This window comes from Arthrobacter ginkgonis (assembly GCF_039540195.1).
In the GTDB taxonomy this organism is placed as follows: domain Bacteria; phylum Actinomycetota; class Actinomycetes; order Actinomycetales; family Micrococcaceae; genus Zafaria; species Zafaria ginkgonis.
In genome coordinates this window covers 191,500-208,280 of the sequence record NZ_BAABEO010000011.1, presented here as the reverse complement: position 1 = coordinate 208,280, position 16,781 = coordinate 191,500, and the positions used below count along the sequence as shown (strand labels likewise).

12 protein-coding genes and 1 pseudogene are annotated in these 16,781 nt (G+C 70.2%); 3 read left to right on the top strand and 10 right to left on the bottom strand.

Annotation, left to right across the window (positions count from 1 at the left end; genetic code table 11):
- Nucleotides 1-57 precede the first annotated feature (57 nt).
- A complete protein-coding gene (locus ABD912_RS09465; protein ID WP_345150302.1) occupies nucleotides 58-1,344 on the bottom strand; it encodes an MFS transporter in 1,287 nt (428 codons plus the stop codon).
- A 77-nt stretch (nucleotides 1,345-1,421) separates the two neighbouring features.
- Nucleotides 1,422-4,232: a family 78 glycoside hydrolase catalytic domain gene (locus tag ABD912_RS09460; protein ID WP_345150301.1), complete on the bottom strand. Its 2,811-nt coding sequence runs from the start codon at nucleotides 4,230-4,232 to the stop codon at nucleotides 1,422-1,424.
- Between the two features lie 118 nt (nucleotides 4,233-4,350).
- Between ABD912_RS09460 and ABD912_RS09455 the strand changes: the two genes are divergently transcribed.
- Nucleotides 4,351-4,965 carry a TetR/AcrR family transcriptional regulator gene (locus tag ABD912_RS09455; protein ID WP_345150299.1) on the top strand — a complete coding sequence of 205 codons (615 nt, stop codon included), beginning with the start codon at nucleotides 4,351-4,353 and terminating at the stop codon, nucleotides 4,963-4,965.
- A gap of 56 nt (nucleotides 4,966-5,021) precedes the next feature.
- Here the strand turns inward: ABD912_RS09455 and ABD912_RS09450 are convergent, their stop codons facing one another.
- The 4 genes from ABD912_RS09450 to ABD912_RS09435 all read right to left on the bottom strand — a co-directional run bounded on the left by ABD912_RS09450 (nucleotide 5,022) and on the right by ABD912_RS09435 (nucleotide 9,596).
- Nucleotides 5,022-6,071, bottom strand: a complete 1,050-nt coding sequence (locus ABD912_RS09450) for a quercetin 2,3-dioxygenase (RefSeq protein ID WP_345150298.1) — start codon at nucleotides 6,069-6,071, stop codon at nucleotides 5,022-5,024.
- 41 nt (nucleotides 6,072-6,112) lie between these two features.
- Nucleotides 6,113-7,135, bottom strand: a complete 1,023-nt coding sequence (locus ABD912_RS09445) for an alpha/beta hydrolase (RefSeq protein WP_345150296.1) — start codon at nucleotides 7,133-7,135, stop codon at nucleotides 6,113-6,115.
- A gap of 120 nt (nucleotides 7,136-7,255) precedes the next feature.
- A complete protein-coding gene (locus tag ABD912_RS09440) occupies nucleotides 7,256-8,140 on the bottom strand; it encodes a LysR family transcriptional regulator (protein ID WP_345150295.1) in 885 nt (294 codons plus the stop codon).
- 169 nt (nucleotides 8,141-8,309) lie between these two features.
- Nucleotides 8,310-9,596, bottom strand: coding sequence for an NtaA/DmoA family FMN-dependent monooxygenase (locus ABD912_RS09435; RefSeq protein ID WP_345150294.1), 1,287 nt, complete (start codon nucleotides 9,594-9,596; stop codon nucleotides 8,310-8,312).
- A gap of 394 nt (nucleotides 9,597-9,990) precedes the next feature.
- Between ABD912_RS09435 and ABD912_RS09430 the strand changes: the two genes are divergently transcribed.
- Nucleotides 9,991-10,971 carry a GNAT family N-acetyltransferase gene (locus ABD912_RS09430; RefSeq protein ID WP_345150292.1) on the top strand — a complete coding sequence of 327 codons (981 nt, stop codon included), beginning with the start codon at nucleotides 9,991-9,993 and terminating at the stop codon, nucleotides 10,969-10,971.
- 5 nt (nucleotides 10,972-10,976) lie between these two features.
- Nucleotides 10,977-12,020: an LLM class flavin-dependent oxidoreductase gene (locus ABD912_RS09425; RefSeq protein WP_345150291.1), complete on the top strand. Its 1,044-nt coding sequence runs from the start codon at nucleotides 10,977-10,979 to the stop codon at nucleotides 12,018-12,020.
- A gap of 259 nt (nucleotides 12,021-12,279) precedes the next feature.
- On the opposite strand, the pseudogene ABD912_RS23575 reads toward ABD912_RS09425, so the two are convergent.
- The 4 genes and pseudogenes from ABD912_RS23575 to ABD912_RS09410 form a co-directional block, all read right to left on the bottom strand.
- Nucleotides 12,280-13,065, bottom strand: a pseudogene (locus tag ABD912_RS23575) (MFS transporter); the annotation flags it as partial.
- Nucleotides 13,066-13,161: 96 nt separating this feature from the next.
- Nucleotides 13,162-14,928, bottom strand: coding sequence for an ABC transporter ATP-binding protein (gene nikE, locus ABD912_RS09420; protein WP_345150289.1), 1,767 nt, complete (start codon nucleotides 14,926-14,928; stop codon nucleotides 13,162-13,164).
- On the bottom strand, nucleotides 14,925-15,824 hold the full coding sequence (locus ABD912_RS09415; RefSeq protein ID WP_345150287.1) for an ABC transporter permease: 900 nt from the start codon (nucleotides 15,822-15,824) through the stop codon (nucleotides 14,925-14,927). The genes nikE and ABD912_RS09415 overlap by 4 nt, the downstream gene beginning before the upstream one ends.
- 4 nt (nucleotides 15,825-15,828) lie before the next feature.
- Nucleotides 15,829-16,779: an ABC transporter permease gene (locus ABD912_RS09410; protein ID WP_345150285.1), complete on the bottom strand. Its 951-nt coding sequence runs from the start codon at nucleotides 16,777-16,779 to the stop codon at nucleotides 15,829-15,831.
- Between the last annotated feature and the right edge of the window lie 2 nt (nucleotides 16,780-16,781).

Genomic DNA, 16,781 nt, shown 5'->3' with positions numbered 1-16,781 from the left:
GTGGGGAAGGCGCGTGCCGCCGTCGTTGCGTATGGGGGCCTGCCCCGAACGAAGGGGCTACCTGACGTTCTTGACGAACGTGATGGTGATGGCCGAAAGGAACGCCGCGAGGGCGAGGCACAGGAAGAAGGGGACGTAGGCGGCGGCGGAGGTGAGGATGAGCGTTCCGAGGATGGGAACGACGAGCCCCGGGGCCGTCGTGGCGACCTGGTAGACGCCCATGGCCTTGGCTGCCTGGCTCGGGTCGGGGACCACGGCGGCCGCGATCGCGACATCCACGGTGAGGTAGAACGCCTGCCCGACCGTGAGGATCAGGAAGGCCACGAGGAATCCGGTGGCGGTGGGGGAGACCGCGGCGACGGAGAATCCGACGGCGCAGACCACGGCGGCGAGGAGGACGAAGACCTTGCGGCGGCCGAGCTTGTCCGAGAGCCATCCCGAGCCGGCGAAGCAGAGGATGGAGACCGGCGTGCCGATCGCCGTCACCATGGCGTAGTGCGAGGCGGCGCCCTGCACGTCCAGGCCCACGGCATCGATGAGGAAGTACGTGGCGTACGTCTGCATGCCGACCATCGAGATGCTGAAGAGGAAGCGGCTGATCCAGTTCCACGCGAAGTTGGGGTGTTTGGCCGGGTTGACCACGAAGCTTCCCAGGAACTCCCTGACGGTGAACCGGCTGAGCGGCAGGTCCGTCGCGACGACGTCCGTTTTCCCGATGAGCAGCAGCAGGCCGGCGATGAGGACGAACGCCACGGCGCCGGGAACCGCCATCATTGCCACGGGGTTGGTCACGTTGTTGCTGGCGAAGGCGATGCCCGCGAGCACCACCAGCGAGGTCGCCAGGCCGATTCCGCCGGACACTCTGCCGCGGTACCGGTCCGGGACCATGTCGGGGATGAGGGCGAACACGTTGGAGATCGAGGCGCTGAACCCGACCTGGGCGATCGCCCAGCCCAGGGTGAGGACGGGAAGCGACGGAGCGGCGCCGGCGATGAGGCCGCCGCCGAGCATCAGCGTTGCCCCGGCGGCCAGCCAGGGCTTGCGGCGTCCGAAGCGGCTGCGCGTGCGGTCCGAGAGCGAACCGAACAGCGGGGAACTGACGACCGCTAGGACGGACCCGATTAGCAGAACCGTGGACAGGCCGATCGTCTTGCCTTCGGGGTCGAGCCCGAACACCCGGATCGAGAGGCTGATGATGGGCGGGGTCAGGGCGGCGAAAAAGATGCCGGCCGTCACGACGACCAACGCGAGGCTGAAGACCGCCGGGTGCGTGCGGGTGTTTGCGGGCGGGTCCGAGCGGCGGGGGCCGAGCTCGGCTTCCGGGGTGAGGTTGGGTGCGGACACGGGAACTCCTTTGTTTCGTGCGGGTGGATGCCGCGGTGCGGTGCGGTGCGATGCGGTGGTGCGGTGGGGGATGCCGGTCAGGGCGCGGGGTGTGCGCGGAGCCCGGCGTGGCTGGCGATCCGGGCAGGGTTGGTTCTGCGGACGTGGAAGCCGTTGGGCAGGGTTTCCTCCACGCCGTCGAGGCGGAGGGTCGCCCGGGTGTTGGGAGGCACGGTCAGTTCGACGGTCGCCGTGCCTTCGTCCGCGGTGCCTTCGTTCGTAGTGCCTTCGGCCAGCGTCCAGGCGATCTCGATCCTTCCGTAGGGCGAATTGATCGAGGCCTGCACGTGGGACAGCCCGCTGGTGAAGTCCGGCTCCACCAGGAATTCCCGGTATCCGGCGCTGAGCGGGGAGATGCCGGCCACCCGGCGGTAGAGCCAGTCGTCCACGCAGCCGAAGGCGTAGTGGTTCATGGACACCGCGCGCGGGGTTCCGTCGGGGGCGACGGCGTCCCAGGACTCCCAGATGGTGGTGGCGCCCTGGTCGACCTCGTAGAGCCAGGAGGGTTCCTCGGACTGCCAGAGCACGCGCTGGGCGAGGTCGCCGTAACCGGTGTCCTGGAGGACATCCAGAAGGTGGGGGACCGACAGGAAGCCGGTGTCGAGACGGTCGCCGTTGGCGCGGACCAAATGGGCCAGATGGGCTGCGGCCAGCGCTCGCCGGTCCTCGGGGACCAGGTCGAAGGCCAGCGCCAGCACGTGGGGTCCCTGCAGGTCGCAGCCCAGCCGTCCGTCCTCGGTGATGTACTCCTCGGCGAATGCCTGGCGCAGGCGCCGGGCGCGGCCGGAGAAGCGCGCCGCGTCGTCGTCGCGTCCCAGGACCGCGGCGATGCGGGAGACCAGGTCGAGGGTGCGGATCTGGAACATCGGACCGACGATTTCGCCGGTCAGGCGGGGGGCGATCCCGATGGCCTCGTGCAGGGGGCGGCCACGCAGGGTGCTGGGGGTGAGCCAGTCGCCGAAGTTTTCGCCCGTGTTGAAGAGCAGCGAGTGGTTTTCCCTGGTCCGAGCGTCCATCGAGCCGCGATCGAGGCGCGCCGGGATGCCGGCCGCGGCCGTACGGGCCTGGTGGTCGATCCAGGCAAGCATCGCGTCATAGTTCTCCGCGAGCACGCCCGCGTCGGCGTAGCGCTCGTACAGGACCCAGGGGACGATGGCGATCGCATCGCCCCACCCCGGGGCCGCCACGATCGCCCCCAGTCCCTCGCCCGTGGCGGCCTGGTCCGCGTCGAACGGGGAGCGGGGCGAGTAGATGGGCACGGCGCCGTCGGGAAGCTGGTCGGCACGCAGGTTGCGCAGCCAGCGGGTGAGGAAGGCGGCGACATTGGCGTTGTTGGCGGCCGCGGGGGCGAAGACCTGGATGTCGCCGCTCCAGCCGGCCCGCTCCCGCTGGGGGCAGTCGGTGGGGATGGAGAGGAAGTTTCCGCGCTGGCTCCACACGGTGTTTCGGTGGAGCCGGTTGAGCCGTTCGTCCGAGGTGGTGAAGTCGCCCGCCGGTTCCAGGTCGCTGCTGAGCACGACGGCGCGGATGTCGGCGGGGGACGGTGCCGCGGGGAGTCCGTGGACGCGGGCGTAGCGGAAGCCGTGGAAGGTGAAGGAGGGCTCGTACCGCTCTCCGCCGGCCAGTCCCGCGGCGACGTAGACGTCCGTCTGCTCCTTGTTGATGCCGTCGATGTTGACGAACCAGGACCCGTCGGCGGCCAGCGCCTCGGTGTGCTCGATCGTGACCGTCGTCCCCGGGGCCAGCTGCGGCATGGTTAGCCGGACCCGGCCGGCGACGACCTGCCCGAAGTCGACGAGGAAACCGGAATCGACGTCCCCGCTGATCCGGACGGGCGCCAGTTCCAGGACCCTGCGGACCGGTTCCCCGTGGAACGGCGTGAGGTTTTCCAGGTCCTCGTCGAGCACGCGGACCGGCCGCCACCGCGAGTCGTCGAGACCGGGCTCGTTCCAGCCGTCGATGACGGCCCGGCGGTCCAGACGTTCGCCGACGAAGAGGTCGGCGTAGTCGTGGGGGCCGCGCGTGGAGCGCACGGTGGCGTCCGAGGCGACCGTGGTGTGAGATCCGTCCACGTGCTCGATCTCCAATTGCCAGAGCGCCGCGATCCTGGCGCCCCACTGGGCGCTGGAACCGGTCAGCCCGATCCGGCCTGCCCACCAGCCGTCGGCGAGGGCGAATCCGAGGGCGTTCGGGCCGGTGCGCAGCAGGCCGGTCACGTCGTAGCACTGCACGGAGGTGCGGTGCGCGTAGCTGTCGAACCCGGGTGCGAGCACCTGGTCGTCTGCGGCCCGGCCGTTGACGTGCGCCTCGTAGATGCCCCGCGCCGTGGCGTACAGGCGGGCGCGGAGGACGGGGAGCGCGAGGTCGAAGCTCTGGCGCAGCAGCCGGGTGGGGCGCAGCCGCTGCGCCGGCTCGCCCTCCGGGCGGCGTCCGGCGATCCAGTCGACCATGGTCCATCGTTCGACGCCGGCGGGAACCTGCTCGGGTTCGACCCAGTGCGCCGACCAGTCGGAGCGGCGCATCAGGCCCGTCTCGAAGCGGGAGGAGGCCCATTCGCTTGGCGCCGCGGAGGCCGAGGACCACGTCCGCACCCGCCACGTGTAGGCGGTGTTCGAGCGCAGCGCCGCACCCTCGTAGGCGACCAGCACGGAATCAGACTCGTTGCGCTGCCCGGAGGCCCACACCACGCTTCCGGTTTCCGCCTCGGCAACCTCGAGTTCGTAGCCGGCCTGCCACGATCCGACGTCGTTGGTCTCCATCCGCCACGAGAACCGGGGACGTTCCGCACCCAGCCCCAACGGTGCCTCCAGGTGCTCCACGCGCAGTCCGTCGCAGATGTGCCGATCCATTCCAACTCCTTGCCTAGCGATGCCACGGGAGGTGTTTGCCGTGACGTGGAACACGCTACGGCTTAAAAACAAAGGATGCAATGTTTTTAACGAGGAGCGCGGCCGATAGCCTGATTCCATGCGGACTCGAACCAAAACTGGGAGCTATTCCGTCGGACGTGCCCGGCGGGAAGCCATCCTCGACGTCGCCAGCGAGAAGTTCCGGGAGACCGGTTACCACCGCACGGCCATGACCCAGATCGCCAAGGACGTGGGCCTGTCCGAGGGCGGACTGCTCCACCACTTCCCCTCCAAGAAGCACCTTCTGCTGGCGGTGGCGGACCGCCGGTTCGAAAGCACTTCCAAGGGGTGGGAGGCCCTGGAAACGGGCGAGGACGTCTCCGATCCGTTTGCCCAAATGGTCGCCGCGACCGAACGGATGGTCGCCGAGCCGGGCCTGATCGAGCTTTTTGTGCTCCTGATGGCGGAGGCGGGCGAGCCGTCCAGCCCGGCGCACCAGCTCTTCTCCGAGCGCTATGCAAAGGCCGTGGCCGGCTTGGCCGCGCTCCTGAGGCGAAGGGCCGAGTCCGGGACCCTGAAGCGGGGCATCGACTACGAGGCGATCGCCCAGGAGTGCATCGCGGTCAGCGACGGACTGCAGCTGCAATGGGTGATCTCGGGCGGCGCACTCGACATCGTGGCCCGGATCCGCGACTTCGCGACGCGGCTGCGTGCGGAGCTGACCGTCGCCTGAGACCCCCTCCGCGTCCCACATGTAGGGGTCACGGAGGGAGCACGGAAGGGGTGCCGTTACAGGCCGGCCGCCCGGACCCGCTCCGGCGGGCCGCCCACAACGACGACGTCGAGGTCGGGGTTGGCCTTCATGCCGCCCATGACCACGGAGGGATCGATCAGCCCTTCCGTGTGCACCAGGTCCTCGGTCTCGATGCCCGTGACGTCGAAGAACGGCTCGAAGACATCCGAGGTCAGGATTCCGAGCATGCCGGTGTTGTGGGCTTCGATGGCGAAGCTGTGCACCGTTCCGGCCGGGGCGTGCAGGAAGTCGCCGGGGGTCAGGAGCAGTTCCTGGCCGTTGGCCCACAGCCAGATCCGTCCGGAGACGCAGAGGAAGTTCTCGGTGTGCTGCCGGTGGAAATGCCTGATGATGTAGGGCTGCGGGGCGGCGAGCGTGTTGACGGCCAGGTAGCGTCCGCCCGTGTTGCGCCCCCGCGCGCCATAGGCGTTGACGGCGTCCGGCCAGCCCAGCCGGTCCCCGGTGCCGGAGCGGAGGAAATAGGCTTCCGTTCCGCCGGGAAGCTGGTCGTCCCAGACGTCTTGGGCATCCGTCAGCGGGAGGTCGTGCACGCGGGCGTCCGCGGGCAGGATGAGCCGGTTGGGGGAGCCGGAGGCGGAGTACACGTGGCGCTCGACCTCCGTTCCGGAGCCGGCCAGGGCGTCCAGGGCTCCGCCCGGGGCGGAGTAGAAGAGGACCTTGGTCAGGTGGCTGAGGAACCGGTAGGCCACCGGGGTCCCCTCCGGCACGTGGATCGAGTCGCCGGGCACCAGGATCCGGCTCTGTCCCGGCAGCCAGAACTGCACGCTGCCCTCGAAGACCTGGTAGGAGCGCTGGTGGGCGGGCAGGCTGTGGAAGGGGGCGCCGGTTCCGCGGGGGCCCAGGATGAACGCGGCGTCGAACAGTCCGCCGGTGTCGCTGCTGCGGGCGATCACGGTCCAGAGTTGGCCGCCGGATTCGTAGCGCAGGCCTTCGCCGCTGGCCAGGTAGTACGGGACGGGTTCGCCGGGGAGTGCGTTGATGACGGGCGCGATGCCGTGCATGGTTTCGAGGTCGATGGCGGTCATGGGTTCTCCTGTCGGGAAGGGGTGGGGGCGGGGAGAGAGGATCAGTCGGTGCCGGGCACGAGGTGCCGGCGGAAGAAATCGTGGATGTCCCGGAAGCCGAACGTCGTCCGGCCGTCGGTGGCGCCGGGGCTGTCGGGAGTGTTCTGGGCGCCGGAACCGCGGTGCAGCGCCGCGGCGGTGCCCTCCGCGGCCAGGCGGCCGTCGTCCATGACCGCGGCGAGGTCGACGTCGAGCCGTCCGGCGGGGTTGAGGAAACCGTGCTTGTAGCCCTCCACCAGGTAGAGGTCGCTCTCCACGCCGGCGGACACGAGGGCGGCGTGCAGCCGTTCGCTCTGCCGGTGGGAAACCAGGACGTCCCCGGTGCCGTGCGAGATCTGGAAGGGAGGCGCGGCCGCGCTCACCCAGGTCAGTGGGGAAGCCTGCCGGGCCAGCTCGGCACGGTCCGCCGGCAGCCCGCCCAGGAGCCGGGCCTCGGGGGTACGGGAGCCGTCCCCTCCGGCGGCGGCCGCACCGGCCACGCATTCGGCCAGATCCACGGGACCGTAGGATTCGGCGACCGCCTGGACCGACGCGTCCGCGCCGGCGTCGTTCCCGCCGTCGGCCTCGGAGGCGCCGAACTCATCCGGCAAGGCCGCGATGTGGCCGGTCAGGCCCGCCAGGGCCGCGAGGTGCCCGCCCGCGGAGGCGCCCCAGACGCCGATCCGTGAGGGGTCGAGCCCAAAGCGCTCCGCGTTGGCGCGCAGGAACCGGATGGCGGCGCGGACGTCGTGCAGCTGCGCGGGGAACAGCGCCTGGCCTGAGAGCCGGTACTCGATGCTGGCCAGGGCGCAGCCGGTCGCCGCGGCGCCGGCGCCGAGGTCCGGGGCCAGGGTCCGGTCGCCGGTGAACCACCCGCCGCCGTGGAGCCAGAGCACCACCGGGACGGGGTGGCCGGTGGCGGGACGGTGGAGATCGAGCAGCAGGTCCCCGGTGTCCCGGCGGGCGAACACGATGTCGCGGTGCACAGTGACACTCTCGCCGTGCTCGGCTGCGCTGATGGTTGGGGATGAAGGGTGGTGGGGCATTTGCCCATCATGGGGCCGCCGCGCAGCGGGTGGCCAGCGCGATCTTCCGCACGATCCTTCGGCCAATCCGCATGATCGCCGCAGCGCGCCTCGGGAGAAGGACTCAGGAGGGCCAGGAGTTCAGGAGGGCGCGGGCGCTGCGATCTCGGCCGCCAGTTGGGCGAAGCGCGCCAGCGCCGCGGGGCGGGGGCCCCGCGGCAGGTAGAGGAAGGTGGTGGCCGGCGGCGCATCCACGATCGGCACGAAGCCCAGGCCCGGACGGGAGTAGGTCTGCGGGGCGGACGCGCCGGCGATGTTCACGCCCAGGCCCGCGCCGCACATCTCCAGGATCTCCTCGAAGTTCCGGGCGGTCCGCAACACCCTCGGCTCCGGCCCCGCGGAGCCGATCCGCGAGTACCACCGCGCCGAGGCCGCCTTGTCCTCCACCGAGAGGAACGTTTCCCCGGCGATCTCCGCCAGCCGGACGCCGGCGCGTCCTGCCAGCGGGTGGTTTTCGGACACCACCAGCACGCAGTCCTCTTCCCACAAGGGCAGGGCGTCGACGTCGGGGACGGGCACGTCGCCGACCTCCGCCACGAACGCGCAGTCGATGTCCCCGCGTTCCAGGGCGGCGTGGCAGTCCAGAAAGCCCAGTTGCCGGATCTGCCACTGCACGTCGGGCATCCGTTCCGCCGCTGCGGCCATGATGTCGCGGAACTTCGGGCTGGACACCATCAGCCCGACGCGGAGGCTTGGGGCGGCTGCCTCCGCCCCGGCCCAGTCGAGGACCTCCTGAAAGGCGGAGACCGCTTTTTCCGCCAGCGGCAGCAGGCCGCGGCCGAATTCGGTGAGTTCCACGCTCCTCGACGAGCGCTGGAACAGCGGCCGGCCCAGCCGGCGTTCCAGCGCCGAGACCTGGCCGCTCAGGGACGAGGGGCTCAGGTGCAGGGAGGCGGCCGCACGGCCGAAGTGGAGCTCCCGGGCCACCGCCAGGAAGCACCGAAGATGATGGGTGGTGAGGTCCACGGTCCCGCCTGATCGATAGCTGTACGTATCGATAACTGTACGCAGGGCACCCGTCCAAGGCCCCCGCCACGGGGCCGTGCACGACGGCGCTCCCCGCGCCTTATGGCCGCTTGGAGGGGCGTGGCCGCTTCGGGGAGCGGGGCTTCGCACAGTGGCTGCGGGGAGGGCCTCAGGCGTCGATGAGGGACTGCGCCTGGAAGTGTCCGCGCAGGGTGTCGGTGGTGTACTCGTGACGGTAGAGGCCGCGCTTGCGCAGCAGCGGGACGACCTCGTCGGCGATGACGGCCAGCCCGTCGATCAGCACGTCCGGCTGAAGGTTGAAGCCGTCGATGGCGCCGGAACGGTACCAGTCCTCGATCTTGTCCACCAGTTGCTCCGGGGTACCCACGAAGCCTCCGTGTCCGGAGCCCGTGTAGCGGGTCTGCTTCAGGTACTCGCGGACGGTGGGGTTGGTCTGGCGGATCTGCTCGAAGATGGACTGGCGGAAGCCGATGCTTCCGGTGAACGTGGCCGTGTCGATGGGCGCGTTCAGGACCTCCTCGGGGAACTTCTCATCGAGCTCCAGCTGGGAGGCGTCAAACCCGATCGACTGGGAGAGCCACTGGACCGAATAGGCCGACGGGCCGGCGTCGTGCAGTTCATCGGTGCGCCGCTTCGCCTCTTCCTCGGTGCTGCCGAGCGTCAGCAGCAGGCCGGGCAGGATCTTCACCGAACCGGGGTTCCGGCTGAAGGCAGCGGCGTGCCGCTTGACCTCGTTGTAGTGCTCGATCGCCCCCTCCTTGGTGAGCTCCGCCGCGAAAACGCCGTCCGCCAGCCGGCCTGCCAGTTCGCGGCCCTGCGGGGATCCGCCCGCCTGGAAAATAACCGGGCGTCCCTGGCGCGAAGGCGGGACGGCCAGCCGCCCGTCGAGCTGGAAATACTTGCCCTGGTGCCGCACCTGCTCGCCGGTCGCGGCCGAATCCCACAGCCGGGTCACGACGTCGGCGAACTCGGACCCGCGCTCGTAGCGGTCCTCGCGGCCCAGCACGCCGGTCAGCCCGAAGTTGTTGGCGGCCGGCACGTTGCGGGAGGTCACCAGGTTCCATCCGGCCCGGCCACCGGAGACGTGGTCGAAGGAGAGGAACCGCTCCGCCAATTCAAAGGGATCGTTGAAGGTCGTCGACGCGGTGGCGATCAGGCCGATGTTCCGGGTGGAGGCGGCGACGTGCGCCCAGGTGATGGTGGGATCGAACCGGCCGTTGCCGGCGTCGTACGACGGGTTGCCCAGCAGCGGGCCGTCGGCCAGGAAGATCGCGTCCAGGGTGCCGCGTTCGGCGATCCGTCCAATGGTTCGCCAGTACTCCGGATCGACAAAGGCGTTCTTCTCCAGGAGCGGGGACTGCCAGGAGGCCGGGAGGTACCCGAGCACCAGAACATTGATCCCCAACAGAACGTGTCCTTCGCGGGCTTCAGACATGGCGGCACCTTTCACTACGGGTCGCATCGGAGGCGGAAAGCCGGCGGGCCGGCTGCTCCGGCGCCGGCTGGCGAGCATGTTTGGCTCACGCTACCGAAGCAGGCCCGCCCGGGAACGGGGCAGGAAACCTTGCTCAACAAGGCTCAACAAAGGTTCAACAAACCGGGCCGGGCGGCGCCCGCCGGGCGCATTGCTTCGTCTTGTGACGGCGGGCCCAAGGCGGAAAACGACGCGGTGACATGGGTGGTAACAACGCTCCAGCCGTTCCCGCAGCGCCGTCTACGTTGGTGGGCAGTTCCCCGCAACCAGCGGGCCCGGATGTTTCCCAAGGAGTTGCGCCATGGCACCAAACCGGCAGTTATCCCCGAGCCCCGTGGAAGGGACCGGCCTCCCCGTGGATGCGCTACCGGACGGTTGGGAGGCCCGGGCCGCGTCGGAAACCGTCCTGCCAGACCTGGCGCGCTTCGTTGACGCGCTCCGCGCCGAGGGCGGCAGGAAGCACCCGGCCACGGTCGACGGCGTCCGGGGCGTGCTCGACGGGGCGGTCGCCGGCCAGGCGCGGATCCTCCGCGACGCGGCGGGCGCCATTCGCGGATACTCCGTGCTGTTCCCGCCGGCCGAGGGGCGGAACCTGGCCAATGGTTCGCTGGTGACAGATGAGGGCGTTCCGGCCGACGTGGTCGACGCCGTCGTGGGCCTGCTCCAGGACGGCGCGCGGAAGCTTCCCGGGCTTTCCGGTCCCGCCGAGCTGCGGATCTTCTCCGCGGACGGCAGGACCTTCCTGAAGGAAGCGCTGTTGCGCCGGGGGTTCGCGAAGGAGCGGTCGTTCTTCGGCATGCGCCGGCCGGTCGCGGCCGCCGATGCCGTGGCGCCGTCGCTGCCGGGCTTCACCGTCCTGGATTGGGACGCGGTGCGGGAACGGGACCTGCTGGAGCAGGTCCGGCAGGCCCAGCACGAGACCTTCCTGGAGCACTTCGGCGAACTGAGCAAGGACCCGGAAACCTGGCGGCGCTACCTCCAGGGACACGAATTCGAGCCCAAGTACAGCTTCGCGGTCCTGGACGACGGCGCCGCGGAACCCACGGTGGCCGGATACGTCCTCGGCTCCAACTACACCGACGACACCCTGGGGTTCCGCGACGTCAATGCCCACACCTCCTACATCGGCGTGCGCCGGCAGTGGCGCAGGAAGGGCCTGGCCGCCCTGCTGCTGGGGACCCTGTGGGCCCGGGTCCATGAACTCGGCGTCGATGCCGTTTCCCTGGGCGTGGACCAGCAGAACGGCAGCAACGCCGGACGCCTCTACGCCTCGCTCGGGTACGAGGCCATCAGCAGCGCCGCCGCCTACAGGTACACGGAACCGGAGGGGAACTGAACCGCATGCCGACCGAACCGAAGAAACTGCACCTCGGGTTCGCCCTCAACCTCGGGCTGGAAGACCGCAGCCCCGAAGCCACCGCCCGCCTGTACCAGGACGTTGCCGACACCATCCTGTACGCCGAAGGGCTCGGGATCGACGGCGTGTGGGTAGGACAGCACCACTTCGACAACACCCCGGGGCCGGTGCCCTCGCCGCTGGTGCTGCTGGCCGCGGTGGCCGGACGCACCCGGCACATCCAACTGGGCACGGGGATCGTCACCCTTCCCCTGGAGGAACCGCTTCGCCTGGCTGAGGACGCGGCCGTCCTGGACATCCTGTCCGGCGGCAGGGTCCACCTGGGGCTGGGGACCGGCGGGGCCAACCTGGGGGCCTTCGACGCCTTCGGCCTCGAGGCGACCGACCGTCACGATCTCTACGACAGCCGCCTGGCGCGCCTCCACGACGTGCTCGACGGGAAACCCGTGTCCGAGGCCGACGGGGCCCCGCGCATCCAGCCCCACGTGCCGGGGCTCCGGGGCCGGATCTGGCAGGGGGTCACCTCCCACCAGCGGGCGGCCGACGCGGCGGCGGCCAAGGACGGCATCCAGCTGGGTGCGTTCTTCGATCCCGTCGGCACGGGCCAGTACCCCAAGGCCAGGACCTACGTGGAGCAGTGGAAGGCCTGGGGCAACAGCGGGGAACCGCGCGTCGGACTCTTCCGGTTCCTCTACCTCGGCGAGAGCAAGGACCAGGTGGCCGCGGAGCTCGATCCGGTCCTCGGGAAGCGGCTGCCGTTCCTGGGGGTGCGTGCACGGATCAGCGGCAACGACTCGCTGGCGGGCCTCACCACCCGGGAGTACCTGGACCAGGTGGCCCTTTTCGGGTCGCCCGAGGACGTGGCCGCCGAGATCCTGCAGGACCCGCTGATCCGCGACTTCGGGACCGACCTGGTGGCCAACTTCTCCTACCACGACACCTTCGACCCGGCCCACGCCCGCCGCCAGCTGGAGCTCCTGGCCACCAGGGTCGGCCCGGCCATCGGCTGGAGCCGCAGCCGTCCGTGAAAGGGGGCGTCCGCGCGAGGCCCCGGGGCCCGCGGACGCCCTGCGCGCCGGGGCCCTTCAGGCCCGCCGGCTCCTGCCTGTCACCGCACCGGTTCGGTCTTCCCTGTTGCGGCCGCGGGAACCGTCCGGCGGGTCCTGCCCGATCCCGCGGAGGCGACCAGCAGGGCCAGGGCGCTACCGCAGACGGTGATCCAATAGGCCGCCCCGGGACCCGCCAGGTCGATGACGGGCCCGCTCGCGGCCCTGCCGCCAGCAGCAGGATGCCGAGAACGGCCAGCAGGTGCCGTGGGGTGGTCCCGCCGAAACAGCGCCCCCCGATCAGCACCCCTCCCAGCAGGGAGCCCACCGCGTAGAGGCCCAGGAAAACCCCCGCAGTCCCGGCTGGGCCGTGCGCCTGGCCGAACGCCAGGGTGGACATGTCGAAGGAGCCGGTTGCCGTGCCCACGCAAACGAAGACGGCACCGACCAGCAGGGGCCGCAGCGGCGGGAGCATCCGGGAGGCCCGCGAAGCGTCCGGCCGCCCCGGAACGGGGGCCGGCTCGGTGGCACGCTGCAGCACCAGGACCGCGGCCGAGACCGCCAGCGTGCCCGCTCCCAGAACCAGCGCCGCGGCAGGGTGGACCTGCGCCGCAAGCAGGGAGGCCAGCGGGGCTCCGACGGCGATCCCGGCCGCATCGAGGGCGGATTCCAGGGCGTACGCAGTGCGCAACTGCGGCGACCCGCGGAGGATCGCCGCCCACCGGGCCCGCACCAGCGATCCGACGGGCACCAGGGACGCGCCCGCCAACGCGGCGGCGGCCAGGGACACCGCTACGGGCCATCCCCGCTCAACGGCCGCGACCAGGACCGCCGTCGCGGGGACGAAGCACAGCAGCTGCAGCGGAACGACCCTGCGCTGGCCGCGGCCGTCCACCAGCCGTGCCATCCCCGGTCCGGCGACGGCGCCGGCCACGGTGAACGACGCCGTTACGGCGGTGGCGTCCGCGAAGCCCGCGCCGCTTCCGGTGACCAGCAGGGCGATGCCGAGGGAACCCATGGCGAGCATGCTGCGTCCGAAGGCGCCGGTGACGACGAAGGCGAGGCTGCCGGGGTGGCGGAGGATGGAACGGAGGTTCCTCATCCCGCGGAGAACCCGGCCACGCTAAACGCCCACGGGCAGGATGGCGTCCAGCAGGGACTGGGTGACCGGATGCCGGTCGCCGGAGAACAAGTCGGCGGCGGCGAACGTGTCGATCAGTTTCCCCCGGTCCAGCACGCCGATCCGGTCGCAGAGGAACTCGATGATGGCCAGGTTGTGCCCGATGAACAGGTACGTCAGGTCAAGCTCCTCCCGCAGGTCCAGCAGCAGGTTGAGCGTGTGCGCCTGCGTCGAGACGTCCAACGCGGAGGTCGGCTCGTCGAGGATCAGCAGTTCCGGCTCCAGGGCCAGCGCCCGGGCGATGCCGATGCGCTGGCGCTGCCCTCCGGAGAGCTCGTGGGGATAGCGGTCCAGGTACGCTTCCGGCAAGTGGACCAGCCCCAGCACCTCGGCGGCCCGCCGGGTTCCGCTGGCGCGGTCCGTGGCCTTGCCGAACCGCAGCAGGGGCCGCACGATCTGTTCCCCCACCGGGATCCGCGGGTTCAGGGAACTCGTGGCGTCCTGGAAGATGTACTGGAACCGCGGCCGGAGGGTACGAAGTTCGCGCTGGGGCAGCCCGGAGATGCGCCGGCCGTCGAAATCGATCCGGCCGGAGGTGGCCGAAACCAGCCCGCCGGCCAGCCGGGAGAGCGTCGACTTGCCGGAGCCGGACTCGCCGATCAGCCCGAAAATCTCCCCGCGCCGGATCTCGAGCGAGACGTCGTCCACGGCCCGGAACCTTTGTTTGGGCTGGCCGGTGCCGAACCCGCCCACCGTGAAGTCCTTGGTGACGCCGTCCAGGGAGAGCAGCACGGAGCCGGGCGCGCCGACGGACGCGGGGGCCGCATCCGCCGGCTCCGTCCAGCGGTCCGCCCTGCCGCCGTCGACCGGCGCGGGAAGCGGGGTTCCCAGCCGGCGGGGCAGTTGGAGCCGCTCCAGCTCGAACCGTGCCCCGATCTCCGGCACTGCGTTGATCAGCGCGTGGGAGTAGTCGTGCTCCGGGGCCCCCAGCACCTGGGCGCGGCTGCCCTGTTCAACGATCCGTCCGTCCTGCATGACGGCAATCCGGTCGGCCACGTAGGAGACGACGCCGAAGTCGTGCGTGATGATGAACAGGGAGCTTCCGGTCTGGCCGATGATGCCTTGGAGCAGGTCCAGGATCTGTTTCTGGATGACGGCGTCGAGGGCGGTGGTCGGCTCGTCCGCGATCAGCAGCGCCGGCTGGGACAGGCTCGCTAGGGCGATCATGACCCGCTGGCGCATGCCGCCGCTGAGCTCGTGGGGGTAGGCGGCGAGCACCCGGTCGGCGTCGCGGATGCCGACCTGCTCCAGCCACGTCCTGGCGATCGCGTCCTGGTCCCTGGCCCGGGTGGCCGGCTTGTGCAGGCCGATGATTTCGCGGAACTGGCTGCGGACCTTGAAGGAGGGGTCCAGCGAGGACAACGGGTTCTGGAAGACCATCCCGATCCGCGAGCCCCTGAACCGGTTGAAGGTGCGCTGGTTGACTCCCACCAGTTCGCTCCCGCCCAGCAGGATGGAACCGGAGGCGATTTCCGCGCCGTTGGGCAGGAGGCCCAGGATGGCGGAGGCGGTGATGCTCTTGCCGGAGCCGGACCCGCCCACCAGGGCGAACGTTTCGCCCGGCGCGATGGAGAAGTCCACGTGGTCTACGACGGTGGTGGCCTGGCCGCCGCTGCCGAAACGGACGCTCAGGTCCTTGACGGACAGCAGCGGCGCTGCCGGTTCGTGGGTGGCGGTTTGGCCGGGGGCGGCCGCTGCGAGGTCGGTCATGCGCGGATCCTTCTCTTGTTGGGATCGAAGACGTCACGCAGGCCGTCGCCGAGCCAGTTGAAGGCCAGGGCCACCACCAACACCACCAGGCCGGGGAAAAGCGCCACGAAGATGTTCCCGGAGATGATCACCTTGGCGCCCTCGGAGATCATCCGTCCCCAGTCCGCCGTCGGCGGCTGAACGCCGATCCCGAGGGCGCTCAGGCTGGAGGAGAAGACGATCATGCCGCCCACCAGGCCCGTTCCGTACACGACGATCTGGCCGATCACGTTGGGCAGCACCTCCCGGAACAGGACGGAGGAGAATCCCGCCCCCAGCGAGATCGAGGCTTCCACGTATTCGCGGCCGCGCTGCTGCTTCACCTCGGCGAAGATCACGCGCGCCACGTAGGGGACGGAGGCGAAGACGATGGCGGCAATGACCACCGGGGTGCCCGGGCCCAGGATGACGGCCAGGGCGACGGCGACGACGATGACCGGGAAGGCGAACATGACGTCGATGGTCCGCATGATGGCGCCGCTGACGCGGTCGCCGGAGAAACCCGCCAGCAGGGCCAGCGCGCTGCCCAGGAGCGTGGAAAGTGTGACGGAGATGAACGCGATGACCAGGGACGTCCGTCCGCCCCAGACCAGCCGGCTGAGGATGTCCCGGCCTTGTTCGTCCGTGCCCAGCAGGTGTCCGGGGGAGCCGGGCGGCAGGTACTTGAGGCTGCCGTCGGCCGCGTTGGGGTCGTAGGGGGCCACGAGGGGAGCCAGCACGGAGAGCAGGACGAAGAACACGATGACGGCCAGCGCGACCGCCACCTGGGCGTTCGTCCTGCCGCGCGACTTCCGGCGCCGGGCCGGCCCGCGCAGCACCTTCACCGCGTCGGACTGCGGGGTTCGCAGGGAAACCATGGGACTATCTCCTGATCCGCGGGTTGAGGGCATCGACGGCAACGTCGGTCAGCAGGTTCACCAGCAGGTAGCACAGGGCCACCAGCACGACGCCGCCCTGGATCAGGGGGAAGTCCTTGCCGTTGACCGCGTTGACCAGCTGGGTGCCGATGCCCGGCCAGTTGAAGACGCTTTCCACGAAGATCACGCCGGTGATCAGCGTGCCGATCTCCAGGCCGATGATGTTCACGACCGGGGGCAGGATATTCCGGCCCACGTGCTTTCCCAACAGCTTCCACTGCGGGACGCCCTGGGAACGGAACGTGCGGATGTAGTCCGAATTGGATTCCTGGATGACGCCCAGCCGCGTGAAGCGGGCCAGGACCAGCATGGAGATCAGGGCCGCGGAAATGCCCGGAAGCACCAGGTGTTCCACCAGGTCCCCGAAGCCGCCCCCGTTGCGGGACTCCATGCCGCTGACCGGAAGCCACTTCAGTTGGAGGGCGAATGCCAGGATCAGGACCAGGCCGAACCAGTAGACCGAGAGGTTGCTGCCGACCTGCACGAAGAACATGGCGAAACGGTCCAGGAACCGGCCGTGGCTGGTCCCGGCGACGAGCCCGATCAGGATTCCGAACACGGCGCAGATGGCCACGCCGGCCGCCGTCAGGATCAGGGTGTTGCGGAAGTTGGGCAGCAGGACGTCGAAGACGGGCGCGTTGTGCACGATCGAGTTCCCGCCGCCGGCGGTCACCAGGCTGGCCAGCCATTGGAAGTACTGCTGCCAGAGGGGCAGGTTGAGGCCATAGGACTCCCTGATGGCCTCAACCTGTTCCGGGGTGTGGGTCCTCGCAAACTGCGCCTGGATCGGGTCCCCCGGGGTCAGCACCCCGATCGCGAAGGTCAGGACCGAGACGACGAACAGGACGGGAACGACGTTCAGGAGCCGCCACAGGACGTGTTTGAGAGTGCCCATGC